This window comes from Tamlana crocina (assembly GCA_040429635.1).
Classification (GTDB): domain Bacteria; phylum Bacteroidota; class Bacteroidia; order Flavobacteriales; family Flavobacteriaceae; genus Flavisericum; species Flavisericum crocinum.
The window spans coordinates 2,845,198-2,860,867 of the sequence record CP158972.1; the positions used below are offsets into that span (position 1 = coordinate 2,845,198).

Annotated in this window: 17 protein-coding genes and 1 pseudogene; 12 read left to right on the plus strand and 6 right to left on the minus strand. The window is 38.0% G+C overall.

Translation table 11 applies throughout. The features are described 5' to 3' along the window. Window positions 1-34: 34 nt before the first annotated feature. Window positions 35-433: a thioesterase family protein gene (locus ABI125_12405; protein XCF05523.1), complete on the minus strand. Its 399-nt coding sequence runs from the start codon at window positions 431-433 to the stop codon at window positions 35-37. 190 nt (window positions 434-623) lie between these two features. Here ABI125_12405 and dnaA point away from each other — a divergent pair, with 190 nt between their 5' ends. Genes dnaA through ABI125_12430 form a run of 5 tightly spaced genes read left to right on the plus strand, consistent with a single transcriptional unit; the run spans window position 624 to window position 4,695 of the window. Next, window positions 624-2,051: a chromosomal replication initiator protein DnaA gene (dnaA, locus tag ABI125_12410; GenBank protein ID XCF05524.1), complete on the plus strand. Its 1,428-nt coding sequence runs from the start codon at window positions 624-626 to the stop codon at window positions 2,049-2,051. Window positions 2,052-2,063: 12 nt separating this feature from the next. Further along, complete coding sequence (locus ABI125_12415) at window positions 2,064-2,519, plus strand: low molecular weight protein-tyrosine-phosphatase (protein XCF05525.1); 456 nt, start codon at window positions 2,064-2,066, stop codon at window positions 2,517-2,519. A 51-nt stretch (window positions 2,520-2,570) separates the two neighbouring features. Further along, on the plus strand, window positions 2,571-3,002 hold the full coding sequence (locus ABI125_12420; protein XCF05526.1) for a PQQ-dependent sugar dehydrogenase: 432 nt from the start codon (window positions 2,571-2,573) through the stop codon (window positions 3,000-3,002). Continuing rightward, window positions 2,944-3,978, plus strand: a complete 1,035-nt coding sequence (locus ABI125_12425; protein XCF05527.1) for a PQQ-dependent sugar dehydrogenase — start codon at window positions 2,944-2,946, stop codon at window positions 3,976-3,978. Before ABI125_12420 ends, ABI125_12425 begins: the two co-directional genes overlap by 59 nt. After that, window positions 3,979-4,695: an SAM-dependent methyltransferase gene (locus tag ABI125_12430; GenBank protein ID XCF05528.1), complete on the plus strand. Its 717-nt coding sequence runs from the start codon at window positions 3,979-3,981 to the stop codon at window positions 4,693-4,695. It abuts the gene before it with no gap. Between the two features lie 5 nt (window positions 4,696-4,700). Here ABI125_12430 and ABI125_12435 read toward each other — a convergent pair whose 3' ends face one another. The 5 genes from ABI125_12435 to dapF form a co-directional block, all read right to left on the minus strand. Further along, on the minus strand, window positions 4,701-5,369 hold the full coding sequence (locus ABI125_12435) for a peptidoglycan-binding protein LysM (protein XCF05529.1): 669 nt from the start codon (window positions 5,367-5,369) through the stop codon (window positions 4,701-4,703). Between the two features lie 112 nt (window positions 5,370-5,481). After that, window positions 5,482-6,339: a DUF2279 domain-containing protein gene (locus ABI125_12440; GenBank protein ID XCF05530.1), complete on the minus strand. Its 858-nt coding sequence runs from the start codon at window positions 6,337-6,339 to the stop codon at window positions 5,482-5,484. Window positions 6,340-6,392: 53 nt separating this feature from the next. Further along, complete coding sequence (gene mltG, locus ABI125_12445; GenBank protein ID XCF05531.1) at window positions 6,393-7,436, minus strand: endolytic transglycosylase MltG; 1,044 nt, start codon at window positions 7,434-7,436, stop codon at window positions 6,393-6,395. Beyond that, window positions 7,437-7,964, minus strand: a complete 528-nt coding sequence (locus ABI125_12450) for a GNAT family N-acetyltransferase (GenBank protein XCF05532.1) — start codon at window positions 7,962-7,964, stop codon at window positions 7,437-7,439. Further along, complete coding sequence (gene dapF / locus ABI125_12455; GenBank protein XCF05533.1) at window positions 7,961-8,734, minus strand: diaminopimelate epimerase; 774 nt, start codon at window positions 8,732-8,734, stop codon at window positions 7,961-7,963. The genes ABI125_12450 and dapF overlap by 4 nt, the downstream gene beginning before the upstream one ends. Before the next feature lie 173 nt (window positions 8,735-8,907). On the opposite strand from dapF, the gene ABI125_12460 reads away from it, so the two are divergent. The 7 genes and pseudogenes from ABI125_12460 (at window position 8,908) to ABI125_12490 (ending at window position 15,640) form a co-directional block, all read left to right on the plus strand. Then, a complete protein-coding gene (locus ABI125_12460; protein ID XCF05534.1) occupies window positions 8,908-10,335 on the plus strand; it encodes a trypsin-like peptidase domain-containing protein in 1,428 nt (475 codons plus the stop codon). Between the two features lie 205 nt (window positions 10,336-10,540). Next, window positions 10,541-11,989, plus strand: coding sequence for a glyceraldehyde-3-phosphate dehydrogenase (locus ABI125_12465; protein XCF05535.1), 1,449 nt, complete (start codon window positions 10,541-10,543; stop codon window positions 11,987-11,989). Window positions 11,990-12,131: 142 nt separating this feature from the next. Further along, window positions 12,132-12,740, plus strand: coding sequence for a tRNA (guanine-N1)-methyltransferase (locus ABI125_12470; protein XCF05536.1), 609 nt, complete (start codon window positions 12,132-12,134; stop codon window positions 12,738-12,740). 119 nt (window positions 12,741-12,859) lie between these two features. Further along, window positions 12,860-13,042, plus strand: coding sequence for a hypothetical protein (locus ABI125_12475; GenBank protein ID XCF05537.1), 183 nt, complete (start codon window positions 12,860-12,862; stop codon window positions 13,040-13,042). Between the two features lie 129 nt (window positions 13,043-13,171). Then, window positions 13,172-13,995, plus strand: a pseudogene (gene ygiD / locus ABI125_12480) (4,5-DOPA dioxygenase extradiol). A gap of 340 nt (window positions 13,996-14,335) precedes the next feature. After that, window positions 14,336-15,118, plus strand: coding sequence for a DNA alkylation repair protein (locus tag ABI125_12485; protein ID XCF05538.1), 783 nt, complete (start codon window positions 14,336-14,338; stop codon window positions 15,116-15,118). A gap of 15 nt (window positions 15,119-15,133) precedes the next feature. Beyond that, window positions 15,134-15,640: a hypothetical protein gene (locus ABI125_12490; protein ID XCF05539.1), complete on the plus strand. Its 507-nt coding sequence runs from the start codon at window positions 15,134-15,136 to the stop codon at window positions 15,638-15,640. The last annotated feature ends 30 nt before the right edge of the window (window positions 15,641-15,670 follow it).

The window sequence follows — 15,670 nt, forward strand, 5'->3', positions numbered from 1 at the left end:
TAAAATAACTGAACCGTTTTTTCTTCTGAATAAATTAATCCTCCAGCAAGTCGGTAATATATTTTGGTGCCCGTATTGGCCGATTGGTATTTTTATCAATAAATACCAAAACGGTACTTGCTGTGGTCAAAATTTCACCTACTTCATTAGTGATTTCATAGTCAAATTCTATCTTCGCAGAAGGGCGTTTTTTTAGTTGAGTTTTTACGTTAATTACATCATCATAAACCGCTGATTTTTTATAATTTATGCTGAGTGAAATTACGGGTAGCATTACCCCGTTTTCTTCCATCGATTTATACGATATTCCGTGCTTTCGCAACCATTCAATCCTACCCATTTCAAGATATAATGCGTAGTTTCCGTGATAAACAATGCCCATTTGATCGGTTTCACCGTACCTCACTCTTATTTGTATTTTGTCGAATTTCATAAGTCTATTTGGATATTTTTTTGTAGCTTCGGCATAAGCATTAAACATGCGGAAAAATTTCTAAAAATTCAACACTAATTGATTTTTTTTTTAAGAATTTTGTTCACATATTTGCCACTCCTAACGGGGACACAGAAAGGTATTTTTCTTTCATTATCTAGCTAACTTTTAAAAATCTGTATATTTAAAAATGAGTGTAACTGCGCAATCGGTTTGGAATAACTGTCTTGAATTTATAAAGGATAATATCCAACCGCAAGCATACAAAACATGGTTTGAACCCATCGTTGCAGTGAAGCTTACAGATACTGCTTTAAGCATTCAAGTGCCCAGTAAGTTTTTTTACGAATGGCTTGAAGAGCACTATGTGAAAATTTTAAAAGTTGCCCTTACCAAAGAATTGGGCGAAACAGCCAAGTTGGTTTACATTATTAAAATGGAAAACACCTATGGCAACAAGCAACCTTTTACAGAAAAAATTCCTAGCTCTAACCGAAGTGCGGTAAAATCACAAGATGTTGACATTCCTCTAAACAATAAAAATCCAGAATTGCGAAATCCATTCGTTATTCCCGGAATAAGAAATGTTAAGATTGAGTCGCAACTTAACCCGAATTATAGCTTTGAGAATTTCTTGGAAGGCGATTCCAACCGATTGGCCAGAAGTGCTGGTTTAGCGGTAGCCGCCAAACCAGGAGGCACATCGTTTAATCCGTTGCTTATTTTTGGTGGCGTTGGTTTAGGAAAAACCCATTTAGCGCACGCTATTGGTGTTGATATAAAAGACAAATACCCCGAAAAAACGGTACTGTATATTTCTGCTGAAAAATTTACACAACAATATATTGATGCGATAAAAAAGAATAATAGAAACGACTTTATTCACTTTTATCAAATTATTGATGTATTGATTATTGACGATGTACAATTCCTTTCTGGAAAAACAGGAACGCAAGATGTATTCTTCCATATTTTCAACCACTTACACCAAAACGGCAAACAAGTGGTACTAACCAGTGATAAAGCACCGGTTGATATGCAGGACATTGAGCAACGTTTGTTATCGCGTTTTAAGTGGGGATTATCGGCCGAATTGCAGAGCCCCGATTTTGAAACCCGTGTTTCTATTTTAAGAAACAAATTGTACCGCGATGGTGTTGAAATGCCCGATGAAATTATTGAATACGTGGCCAAAAACATCAAAACCAATGTGAGGGAATTGGAAGGCGCTATTATTTCATTGATTGCACAATCATCGTTCAACAAAAAGGAAATCACTTTAGATTTAGCTCGAGTTATTGTTGAAAAATTTGTAAAAAACACCAAAAGGGAGGTGTCTATCGATTATATCCAAAAGGTGGTTTCAGATTATTTTCAAATGGATGTAGACACCCTTCAATCGAAAACCAGAAAACGCCACATTGTACAGGCGCGCCAATTGGCTATGTTTTTTGCCAAAAAATTCACAAAAGCGTCATTAGCCAGTATTGGTTCGCAAATAGGGAAACGCGACCACGCTACGGTACTACACGCTTGCAAAACAGTAGACAATCTATCTTCAACCGACAAGCAATTTAGAAAGTACGTTGAAGACATCACCAAAAAACTGTCTGTTTAAAACCCTTTTAAAATGACAAAAATACTCATGGTTTGCCTCGGAAACATTTGCCGTTCTCCATTGGCAGAAGGTATTTTACGATCTAAACTACCCTCCAATGGTTTTACCGTAGATTCGGCGGGAACAGCTGCTTACCACATTGGAAGCACGCCCGACCAACGCTCGGTGGCCGTAGCCAGAAAATACGGATTGGATATTTCAAATTTAAGAGGACGCCAGTTTGAAGTTGAAGATTTTGACCGATTCGATTTCATTTACGTTATGGACAGTTCTAATTTCCAGAACGTCGTAAAACTGGCTAGAAACAACAACGACATTTCAAAAGTGAAAATGATTTTAAACGAAGTTCACCCTAAAAAAGACTTCGAAGTGCCCGACCCCTACTACGGCGGCGATCAAGGTTTTGAAAATGTTTATAACATGCTTAACGAAGCCTGCGATATTATCGCAAAAAAAGTAAACCCCTAACCTAATGGCACTTAGTATCTTATTTACTAACTTTACGTAAAAAGATGCTCCATGAAACATTTAACCGCCATTTGGTTTTGCCTATTAACCGCTTTAGGGTTTTCGCAAACCATTCAACTCGAAACCTTCGCTACTGGATTTTCAAATCCTGTGGAAATGGCCCACGCCAACGACAACCGATTATTTGTTGTTGAAAAATCAGGAATTATTAAGGTAGTGACTCCCGACGGCAGCGTCAATGCCACGCCGTTTTTAGATATTTCAAACTTGGTGGGCTCCGGCGGCGAACGCGGACTATTAGGCTTGGCTTTTTCACCAGATTATAATACTTCTGGAAAGTTTTATGTAAACTATACCGACAACACCAGCAGCAATACCCCCAATACCATTATAGCACGATATACCGTGAGCAACAATTCAGATATTGCCAATAGCCAACGGAGAAATTTTACTAAGTTACCAACAGCCTTACAGCAATCATAACGGCGGAAAGTTAGCCTTTGGCGGCGATGGCTTTCTTTATATTGGATCAGGTGATGGCGGTAGTGGAGGCGATCCACAAAACCGCGCGCAAAATATCACCAGCCTTTTCGGGAAATTATTACGCATTGATGTAAGTGGAAACAGTGGCTACACCATTCCCAATTCAAATCCGTATTCTAATTCGGCCAACGGACCCGATGACCCAAGGCTCGAAATTTTTGCTATTGGATTAAGAAATCCATGGAAATTTTCATTTGACAAATCTACAAACGATTTATGGATTGCCGATGTGGGTCAAAACGATTACGAGGAAATCAATATGGTAAATGGCTCCGGCTCACCGGGCGATAATTACGGGTGGCGGTGCTACGAAGGCACACACGAATTCAACACCAGTGCTAATTGTCCAACTGGCGGATTAAGTGCAACCATTGCTCCAATTGCAGAATACCCCCACGAAGGCAGTGGTTGCTCTGGCTCCATTACTGGCGGTTACGTTTACCGTGGCACAAACTACCCCAACTTTAGTGGAAAATATTTTTTTGCCGATTATTGCAAACAGAACATTGGCATTTTAACCAATAACGGTAGTTGGTCGCTAGCTTTTCAAACCGCAAATATTAGCCAAGGTTGGACGAGTTTGGGCAAAGATGCCAATGGTGAATTGTACATTGCCGGAGGTTCCAGCATTTACAAAATAACCGATGCCAATTTGAACTCCAAAACTTTCGATAATACAGATTTCAATTTGTACCCCAATCCTGCTACTGAGCAGGTTACTTTCCATTTACCCCATCTTTTTAATGAAACTGCATCTATTTCAATTTATAATATTAAGGGGCGAAAAATGAAGACGCACTACCCTGCTGAAAAAACATTCAGTTTTTCTATGGAAACTTACCAAAAAGGGCTTTATTTTGTGGAAGTAAATTTGAACAACGGTTCAAAACTTTCAAAAAAACTTATCATTCATTAAATGACAAACCGAATAGGCCAACTTTACTTGATTCCAACCACTTTGGGCGACCACGACCCCATGGAAGTACTTCCGGCTTCAGTAAAACATGTAATTGAGAACACCAATACTTTTATTGTTGAAAATGAAAAAACGGCAAGGCGCTTCATAAAACGTATCTGCCCGGAAAAGTCACAGCCCTCGCTTAACATTTTTCTGTTAAACAAATTCACTGAAGCCACCGAGGTTCCCGGTTTTTTAAATCCTTGTTTACAAGGAACAGATGTTGGTCTGCTTTCGGAAGCCGGATGCCCTGGGGTGGCCGATCCTGGAGCCGATGTGGTAAAAATAGCCCACGAAAAAAACATAAAAGTGGTGCCGCTTGTTGGCCCTTCTTCAATTTTAATGGCTATGATGGGTTCGGGCATGAACGGACAAAGTTTTGCATTTAATGGTTATTTGCCCATTGATAAAGCCGAACGTAAGAAAGAAATAAAGCGTTTAGAACGTCTGTCGTTTGAGCATAATCAATCGCAACTATTCATTGAAACGCCTTACCGAAACAATAAAATGCTCGAAGGGCTAATTTCTGTTTTAGACCAAAACACGAGTATTTGTGTAGCATGCGATATCACCCTTCCAACGGAATTCATTAAAACCCTAACTGCCAAACAATGGAAAAAAAATATGGTAGACCTTCATAAAAGACCTACCATTTTTATAATCCATAAATTCTAACCTGATTAGATCGCTTTTGCCTTTTTATTGGGTTTTACAAACGACGTATCATATCCAGAAAAACGCTTCATATAGTAGTAAACCGTTGTTCCGTAGCCATCAGCAAAGTTATCTAAGCCATAACTACGTAAATACTTTTTCACGCTACCTGGACCGGCCAAGTGGGCCGCTGCCAAAATACCTGATTCGGTGACAATAATGCCGTTAATGCGCTTTCCAACAAAGTTTTTAATATCCCGTCTTAAAATCCATTTGTTACGTGCCGTATTGGCCAAAAAGGCCTTTTCCTGCAACCTTGGGTTCTTTAAAAACTTAGCTGGGTTGTGTATTCCGATTAATTTTAGTGTAGATGCTCCAAATTGGTACTTTCCCAAATACCCATAAGTATTTACCGAATTGTAGTTACCGCCAGACTCTTTAAAGGCCAAAGCTTCCTTAAATCCCACAAACGATTTTCCTAAATAAGGTGTGAACACCTCATCAGCATCATCGTCTTTCAATAAAGCCAAAAGGTCATCGCTTTGTTGAGTGTCATCAATAACGGTGTAGTTTAAATTTAAGCCTTCTGTAGAATAGTTGCCCAAATCAATGGTCTCATCAGTTTGAAACGAAGTGCCCAAAAGCACTATTACTGTAAGCGTAAGGGTTGTAAAACCTGCTATATGCTTTACCATAGTTTTAAATTTTTTCAGCCTACTTAAATACAAAAAGTATGCCTTGAAATTTGAGCGTGCAAAATTAGTTATTATTTCAATAACTTCAAAATTAATCGATTAAGTACTTTTTTTAATGGTAGAATAGATGAAATACAGCCCCTTTATTGCTGAATTCCAGCGTAGGAAAGGGTATTTTTATCATATTAAAAACATCAAAAACAGTCATCAATAATCTTGATTCGGTTCTAATCTTACTCAAATTTATATCAAAACTTAAATAGAATTGCCTGTACCTGTCGTAATTTGTCAACAATTGACTGTCAATATCTTTTGAACCGTACAACATCCCTTCTCCGCCATAACCCACGGCTACATTGAGCCATTTGGGTATGTTACTTTCTTTAAAAAAGTCGTGCAGATTAAAACTCAACCAATAAGTTTGCCCGTTATAATCTTTTAACATTTGCTCTATATACGTTGCACCGAGCTTATTTGGATTTAAGGATGCATATTTTGTTTGATGAAAAGAGTATTTTAACGCAATTCGTTGCTCATTCCAAAGCAATTCCTGCCCAATGTATAGCCCCGTTCCTGCTCCGTTTGCCAGAATATCGCCCCATGAAAAGCCCCATTCTTTGGAGTAACCATCTAGCACCTCAACAGCTGTTAAAAAAGTAAAACCCAAAGTCGCACCGTAAATGAGTTGGTCTTTTTTTTGAACCCCGCTCCAGTTTAAAAGCTGCGCTCCATGTTTTCCCATTTGGTAGGCGGTGAAGGCGTGCCCCAACTTATCCATTTGCAACCATTGGCTATTATCATTAACCGTATGGAATTTTGAGCGTTCGAAATCGGCATACCAAATTTGGTTAAGCCCCAGTAAAGTCAATGCAGAAAGTGAAGTTTCGGTAGCGACAACTGCATTTCGTCGTGATGTATTTAAACTATCGCTGGGTTTTAGAAAAGTATTGAGCTTAGACTGCGAAAACAAGCTAAAGGGTAAGAAAACAAAGCAGATAATATATTTAATTGCCCTTTTTCCCACTACTTGTTGATGCCTTGTTGTGATAAGTAACGTTGGTATGCCCTTGCATTGGCATTATGTTGCGAAAGGTTTTTGGCAAACTTATGGAATCCCAAACGACTGGCATCGGCAGCAAAATATAAATACTTGTGCTTTTCGTAATTGAGCACAGCATTTATAGCCGAAATATCTGGCATAGCTATTGGTCCAGGAGGTAAGCCCCTTCTTTTATATGTATTATAAGGCGAATCGATTTCTTTATGAACATTCAAAACGCGCTTAATGATGGTATTTTTATATTTTGGAAGCTGATAAGCGGCAAACTTTAAAGTGGGGTCGGCCTGAAGCGGCATCCCAATACGCAATCGGTTCATATATACGCCAGCAATTCGAGGTTGTTCGCTGGCTTGTTTAGACTCTTCGTGCACAATTGAGGCCAAAGTAATCACTTCGGCAGGCGACAATCCTATTTCCTTGGCTTTTGCCAATCGGCTTTCGTTCCAAAAACGCTTGTATTCTTTAAGCATTCGGCTTCTGAAATCTTCCGCAGAAGTATTCCAAAAGAATTCATAACTATTTGGTAAATACATCCCCAAAGCTGTGGCTTCACTAAAATTATTTTCAGCTAAAAATGGTTCATTGGTCATGGCTTCCAAAAGCGACAAACTATCGGCTTCTATTTGAGTAGCGATTCGTCCGGCCAACTTTTCCAAAGTTTCCTGATTGTTGAACGATAATTTTATGGGCAAGTTTTTACTTCGAATGGAATTGATAATATCGTTATTACTCATGCCTTTTTTTATCATAAAACGGCCCGCTTTGATATTTGAAGTGTATTTTTTCCGTTCGGCCAAAGCATCAAACGAGTCCATATCGTCGAGCAAAGGTTCCAATTGGCTCCTAACTTCATCATATGAAACATTTGTAGGCACATAGATATAAGCTTCCTCGTTATTAAATGCTGTATTGGGCCTTAGCATGGCGTTGTAAACAAAATAGGCAAAATAGGCGGCCACTACCAAACCTAAAACCGCAATGGCCAGGAGTATCTTTTTTATGTACATTTAATTGTTTTTAATAAGCTGAAATAGGTATTCGTTTTTAAAACTACCGTTAACTACGTTCCAATCTTTTTTGAGGCCGACTTCTTTAAACCCCTGACTTACGAACAGCTTTTGGCTGGCTTTATTTTCTTCTGAAATATTGCAATAGAGTTGATGCAACCCCAAATGGACAAAACTGTAATTAACCACCATTTTTAGTGCTTCCTTGCCGTAACCTTTTGCACGATCATTCACCGATTTTACCAAAATACCCACTCCGGCACGTTTATTTTTAAAATCGAAATCGAACAAATCTATCAATCCAATCGTTTCTTTATTGTAATTTGAAATGACCAAACGCAATTGCTTTACCTCATAAATATCTTTATGGGCATTCTCTAAATATTGTTTGATTAAAAATTTGGAATAGGGCGTTTGCGTATTGCTGATTTCCCAAACGGCTTCATCGTTTTCTACCTCATGGACAAACTCTAGATCTTCAGGCTCAAGCGCACGTAAAAATATGTTTTCGCCTTTTAGAGTAATCATATCGTTCCTTTGAAAACAAATTTAGCAGGGCCAATGAGCCAAACATTTTTATAGGCACCGTTTTCAACATCGAAACGTACTTGCAGTTTGCCGCCTTCAACATTCAGGTTTATTAAGTTTTTTTCAGTTTCGCCAATATAGTGCATACCAATGGCCACCGCAGTAACGCCCGTTCCGCAAGACAAGGTTTCATCCTCTACCCCACGCTCGTAGGTGCGTACCCGAAACGCACCGTCGTCAATCTTTTTTACGAAATTCACGTTAGTGCCCTCTTGATTGTATGGTTGCCCGTATCTTATTTTTGCACCGACATTTTTTATATCGAAACCTTCAATTTTATTTTCAAACTGAACGTGGTGTGGCGAACCCGTATTTAAAAACACGTGATTTTTAAACTGCTCAACCGTATCGACATCCTGCATTTGCAGCTCAACAATGCCATCGTTTATTTTAGCGTGGTGCAGCCCGTCAATGGCCTCGAAAGTACATTTATTTTTTATAACACCGAGTTGCTGGGCAAAAGCCACTAAACAACGTCCGCCATTACCGCACATGGTACTTTCGTTTCCGTCGGCATTGTAATACACCATTTTAAAATCGTAATCGTCGTGGTTTTCCAAAAGGATAAGTCCGTCGGCACCTATGCCAAAACGTCGGTCGCACAACCAATTGATTTGTTTGGTATTATTTTTGTCGAATGTTTGTTGACGATTATCAATCATCACAAAATCGTTTCCCGTTCCTTGATATTTGTAAAAAGTCTGCTGCATAATAATGCACAAAGATATGAATATTATCGCGTTTTATTGACTGTTAAATCACCGTTAAACGCGACGTTAAAAATCGTTAAAAGCAGAATGGGTAATTCAATAAATATTTAATTTTAATCGTTAAATAATTATTCAATTAATAGTAAAAACTAAAAAAGGATAAATTTTAAATTATGAAGAAAATTTTAGCACTAGTATTGGTTTCTGCACTGGGAGGTATTTTCACTCTGGGAGCCTACAAGCTTTTTTTAGAAGAAAAACAACCCGTTGTGGTTACTGCACAAACGGAAACCCCAACTTTTTTACCCACAAGTAATATTGGCAATTTAAATAACATTTTAGAGTCACCCGACTTTTCCCTTGCCGCAGAAAATACGGTAAATGCCGTGGTGCACGTTAAAAATGTAACCCTAAGTTCTGGTCAGTTTACGTTACAGGATTTGTTTTCCGGACGGCAACCACAACAGCGCGCCCAGATGGGAACAGGCTCGGGAGTGATTATAAATTCCGATGGTTACATTATTACCAACAACCACGTCATTAAAAACGCGCATGAGCTTTCGGTAACACTGAACAACAATAAAACCTACACGGCGGAACTGATTGGTGCCGATGCCAAAACCGACATCGCGCTATTAAAAATCAATGCCGATGAAGACCTACCTTATGTTACTTTTGCAGATTCAGACACGGTAAAAGTTGGTGAATGGGTATTGGCGGTGGGCAACCCGTTCAATCTGACTTCAACCGTAACGGCGGGCATTGTTAGTGCCAAATCGAGGGATTTATCAGGAACTAGTTCGCAATCGTTTATTCAAACGGATGCAGCGGTTAACCCAGGAAATTCTGGAGGTGCTTTGGTAAACACCAATGGTGAATTGGTGGGCATCAACACGGCCATTACCTCACAAACGGGATCGTACATTGGTTACTCGTTTGCCGTACCGAGCAATATTGCCCGAAAGGTGATTGAAGATATTATGGAATATGGTAACGTTCAAAACGGAATTTTAGGTATTGAAGGCGTGCCGTTACCAATAGATAACACTACTGCTGAACGATTGGACATCGATGTGTCATCCGTTAGAGGAGATACCGAAGGGATTTACATTGGTGGCGTTGTTGAAGATTCAGGTGCCGATAAAGCCGGATTGAAAAAAGGCGACATCATCAAGGAAATCGACAACATTAAAGTATCTAAATTTTCAGATTTAACAGGCCATTTAAGTGCCAAACGTCCTAACGACGTGGTGCAATTGAAGCTATCTAGAAGCGGTAATATTGAAACCGTTAACGTAACCTTGGCTAAACGCCAAACCTACAACATGCCTTTGGTGGGGCTTGTAAAAAACGCGAAGTCGGCAGACCTGAAAAAATACAAAGCTTCCAACGGCGTTAAAATTTTGGAACTGAACGACCGCTACGAAGCATATTGGAGAAGAAACGGTATTACTGAAGGTTGCATCGTTACGGCTATAAATGATGAAAAAGTAGATTCGGTTGATGATATTCAAAGAATACTGAAAAACAACACATCGTCCGAAATGCGCATTGAACTCATTAACACCAACGGCGAAAAGGAACGCTATAATTTCAGATAAAAATAAAATCACGAATTAAAACACCCCGTTAAAAAATCAACTTTATCGGGGTGTTTTTGTTTGCAGTTTCCCGATAAAAATAGCGTAAAAAACCAGGCTTATCCCTTCATATTTACGGATGAACGATTTTTTATGCAAATGCTTTACGAAAACGTTTGAAATATGGTATTTTTAGGCATCCAAATACAACTAAAACTAAACTATTATGAGTTCCATCAAAACTTACGAAAAGGAATTGGCCTTTCAGGCAGACCGACGAAAAGCGACCGTAGAATTTATTAAAATTGTAAGTGATTTGTGGTACGACAAATCCATCGAATTGGTACTTTTCAGAAACCAATTAATCGACAGAAATGTGAGCCAAATTTTAAACCTGCACGAATATGCTGGGAAGTTTGTTCAAAAGCCCATTTCTATTTTTGATTCGGTAGAAATTGCACAGGCCATAAAATCGTTGAATATCCCACCGGCAAAACTGGATATTGGAAAACTCACTTACGAATTCCATTTAGAAGAAAATAGCCAGATTAACGCCACCCGATTTGTTGCTTCAAAATTAAGGGAAGCTAATAAAAATGGAAGTATTGAACCAAAAGACGTGGTGCTTTACGGTTTCGGTCGTATTGGCCGATTAGTAGCACGCGAACTCATGGTACGCACCGGAAAAGGCAGCCAATTACGATTACGGGCCATTGTAACCCGTGGTGAACTCAACGAAAATATTTTAGAAAAGCGCGCCGCCCTTTTACGGAACGATTCGGTTCATGGTGAGTTTTCAGGCACGGTTTCGGTCGATTTAAAAAAGAAAGCCCTCATTATAAACGGCACTACGGTACACATGATTTCTGCCAATGCCCCCGAAGATATCGACTATACCACATTTAATATAAACAACGCCTTGGTTATTGATAATACGGGTGCATTTCGAGACCAACCGGGTTTAAGCCGACACCTAAAAGCCAAAGGCATTGACAAAGTGCTTTTGACCGCCCCGGGGAAAGAAGTGCCCAATATTGTTTATGGCGTTAACCACAAAGCATACAACCCAGATAAACTGAATATTTTTTCGGCAGCATCGTGTACCACCAATGCCATCACCCCTATTTTAAAGGTTGTTGAGGATTCTTTTGGCGTAAAAAGTGGCCATTTGGAAACCATTCACGCTTATACCAATGATCAAAATTTAGTGGATAATTTTCATAAAAAATACCGTCGAGGTCGAGCGGCAGCCCTAAATATGGTAATTACCGAAACTGGTGCCGGCCAAGCCGTAGCCAAAGCTCTGCCCACTTTAGAAGGGAAACTCACATCGAGCGCCATTCGGGTGCCTGTGCCCAATGGGTCTTTGGCCATTCTAAACTTGGAATTGAAAAATAAAACTTCGGTGGACGGCGTAAATACCATTTTAAAAAAATATGCCTTGGAAGGCGATTTGGTAGAACAGATAAAATATGAATTGAGTGATGAGCTGGTTTCGAGCGATATTGTGGGCTGTTCGGCACCTTCCATTTATGACAGTAAGGCTACCATTGTGCGGAAAGATGGAAAAAACTGTATTCTATACATTTGGTACGATAACGAGTATGGTTACAGCCACCAAGTAATTAGGTTAGCAAAATATATTGCCAAAGTAAGACGTTATACCTACTATTAAAATAAAAACATCTAAAATAAACTTAGCGTCGTATATAAAAAAAGCCTCATTTTATGGGGCTTTTTAAATGATTTATAATCAATTAATAAACAATATTTTATAAATTCGCAAACCAAATACATTTATTAAAATCACACCCGAAATGAATCCTATCAAATCGTTATTTTTTATAGTATTTACATGTCTTTTATCATTTAATTCATTTTCGCAAACCGACCAAGAGGAAGAAAAACTTTCGTTGAACAGTGGCTCTATCGATAATCAATTTGAATTTGTGATAAGACGCTCAAACAGCTGGCAGGAATACAAAACGGTTAAAAAAACATGGCTTTACACGCTTAAAGCGCATACTTTAGACTCATTAAAAGCTGTGCATAAAGATTTGGCAGAAACGCAAACCGTAGTAAAAACACAGGCCAAGGAAATTGAAAATTTAAAGTCAAACCTTTTAAGCACCCAAAACAAATTAGACAAAACCAATGCCGAAAAAGACAGCATGGCGCTTTTCGGAATACAGATGAGCAAAGGTGGTTACAACGGACTAATGTGGTCTATCATCGCCGGACTATTGGCTTTACTCCTATTATTCATTTATAAATTTAAGAATAGTAACGCCATTACCCGCGAGGCCAGAAAATCGTTGGCTGAAATTGAAGAGGAATTCGACGAGCACCGAAGAACAGCCCTTGAGCGCGAACAAAAAGTAAGACGCCAGTTGCAGGACGAAATCAACAAACAAAAGAAAATTTAGGCTTCCTTAAAAAGCCTAAAACTGCCAAAATTTCATAATGTTCTTTAGTTTAATTGGAACATTTTTTGTGTTAGGTTACGGTGCAAATTTTATAGTTTAATTTTAAAAAAATTTAGATTATGGAAAAAACACCTGTCAGCGTTCAGCTTATTGGAAAAGAAAAAGAGTATTACCTTATCAAGTTTCCGAATTTAAAAATCCCCGTAAAGGTCAACCATAACCTTTATACCAAAATGAAGCACAGTAAAGACTATCTGTTTTTGGAACAAAACAAGGAACGTTTTAAAAGCAACTCAGCATAATCAAAACATAAAATCACTTACCAAAAGGTTGAATTTATCAAATGAATTCAACCTTTTTTGTTTTCTGAAAATCATGTAAATTAGAGTCGGCAGACTCTTCCGTAGAGCATAAAACCACCATCTAAAATTATGAGTTTAAAAAACCTCGACAAAATAGCGTCCCATTTTAGCAGCACACCGAAAATGCCCGTATTATTTTTGGGCCACGGCTCTCCTATGAACGCCATTGAAGAAAATGAATTTGTGGCGTCGTTTAAAAAACTGGGCAAGGAACTTGTTCGCCCCAATGCTATTTTGTGCATTTCGGCACACTGGGAAACCCGTGGCACTTACGTTACTGCCATGCCCAACCCGCGAACCATTCACGATTTTGGTGGTTTTCCGCAGGAATTGTTCGATGTGCAATACCCAGCACCAGGCAGTCCGGAATTAGCCCAAGCCACCCAACAACTCGTCACCTCAACCGAAGTGGGTTTGGATAATAAATGGGACTGGACCACGGCGCATGGAGCGTCATCAAACACCTGTACCCCAATGCCGATATTCCGGTAATACAAATGAGTATCGATTATTCCAAACCACCGCAATACCATTACGATTTGGCAAAAGAACTCTACAGTCTCAGACAAAAAGGCATCTTGATTATTGGCAGCGGCAATATGGTTCACAATTTAAGAATGGTAGCCTGGAACAAATTGAACGACACTTTTGCTTTCGATTGGGCCGCCGAAGCTAACGACACCATGAAACAATTTATTTTGGATGGCAACCACCAAAACCTCATCAACTTTAAATCGCAAGGGCGGGCATTCGAATTGGCCATACCCACACCCGAACATTATTTACCCCTGCTTTATACTTTGGCGCTAAAAGACGAAAAGGAAGCCATTTCCATTTTTAACGACAAACCCGTGGCGGGTTCTTTAACCATGACTTCGGTGAAAATTGGTTAACCCGTTGTGCTTTTGGAAAAAAACGTCAATTCCAGTGGATTTTTCGATTGAAATGAGAAAAATTTGTATCGAGAATTAATGTTTTGGTAACCAAATAGTTCTCGATACAATTTTTTAAGCTCCGCTTAGGTATCTTCAATCAAAATATATTTTGATTTCGATAATCTCAAAATCACTCGAACTGACGGATAAACTAAATTTCATGTTCAAAATGCACAACGGATTTGGTTAGTAAGCTTTATTTGATTTTGTATAATTTTTCGACTACCTTCGTTTAACGTCTGATATAAGTCATTGAAACGACGCATATCATTAAAGTTGTAACCAATTATAGAATAGAGTGGCGTATAAAAAATTAAAATATTGGTTTGATAAAGATTTAGTTATCGCACTTGCGGAGAAATTATCTTCGAATAATTCTTCTTATAACAAAGCCTCTTTAATACAGAATATCGAATTAAAATTAGAATGTCTTGAGTTAAAAGACAGAGTAGAATTAATAGCCGACCAATTACATAAGAGTTTTGATTATAATTACAACTTAGGGCTTCTACAATTGATTGACATATTAGGACCAGAAAATAAAAGTGAAACAGGAATGTTTACCGAGTTTTACTGGGTAATGCCTATTGCTAAATATGTAGAAAAGTATGGCATAAATAATTTTGAAAAATCAATGAATGCCATAGAAGAAATAACCAAACGAAATACAGGGGAATATGCTATTCGTCCATATATTTTACAACATTTTGATAAAACGCTTAAGCAAATGGTAAAGTGGTCAGAATATTCAAACTTTCATATTAGGCGGTTAGCAAGTGAAGGAGTAAGACCGAGACTACCTTGGGCAAAAAAATTAGACATTTTTATTGAAGACCCAAAACCAATAATTCCTATTTTAAACAATTTAAAAGATGATAAATCTAAATATGTTCAAAAATCTGTAGCTAATTGCTTAAACGACATATTAAAAGATAACTTTAGCATTGGTAAGGAAATTATAGAAAGCTGGAACACTAATGAGATAACCAAAGAAAGACAATGGATTATAAAACACGCTCTTAGAAATTTAATAAAGAAAGAAGATAAATGGGCACTGAAAATTATTAAAATAAACAACTAACATTCAAATAAAAAAATGAAACAAATTATTTACTCAATTGCTATAGCAATATTTACAACAGCAACTGTCTTCTCGCAAAATTCTGAAACAAACCCAATACTAAAAAATAAAATTAAAGAACTGAGCTTTATGGAAGGTAATTGGAAAGGTACAGGATGGATGATGAATAGAAATGGAAAATCGGAATTTTCTCAAACAGAAGAAGTTCAATTTAAATTAGACTCTACCGCTATTTTAATTGAAGGAAAGGGAATTTCTAATGGAAAAGTTATACATAATGCGTTAGCAATTTTAACTTATGATAAAAATAAAGAACATTATTCTTTCCGTTCATATTTGCCAAGTGGAATGACAGCTGAATTTAAAGCAGAAATAATTGATAATAAACTATACTGGTATCCAAATGAAAATGTACGTTACATAGTTTGGTTAAATGAAAACAAACAATGGTATGAAATAGGAGAATACAAAAGAGGTGAAAAATGGAACAAATTCTTTGAAATGACACTCGATAAAAAATAATAACTGGTTACAACAATGGCTATAAACAAT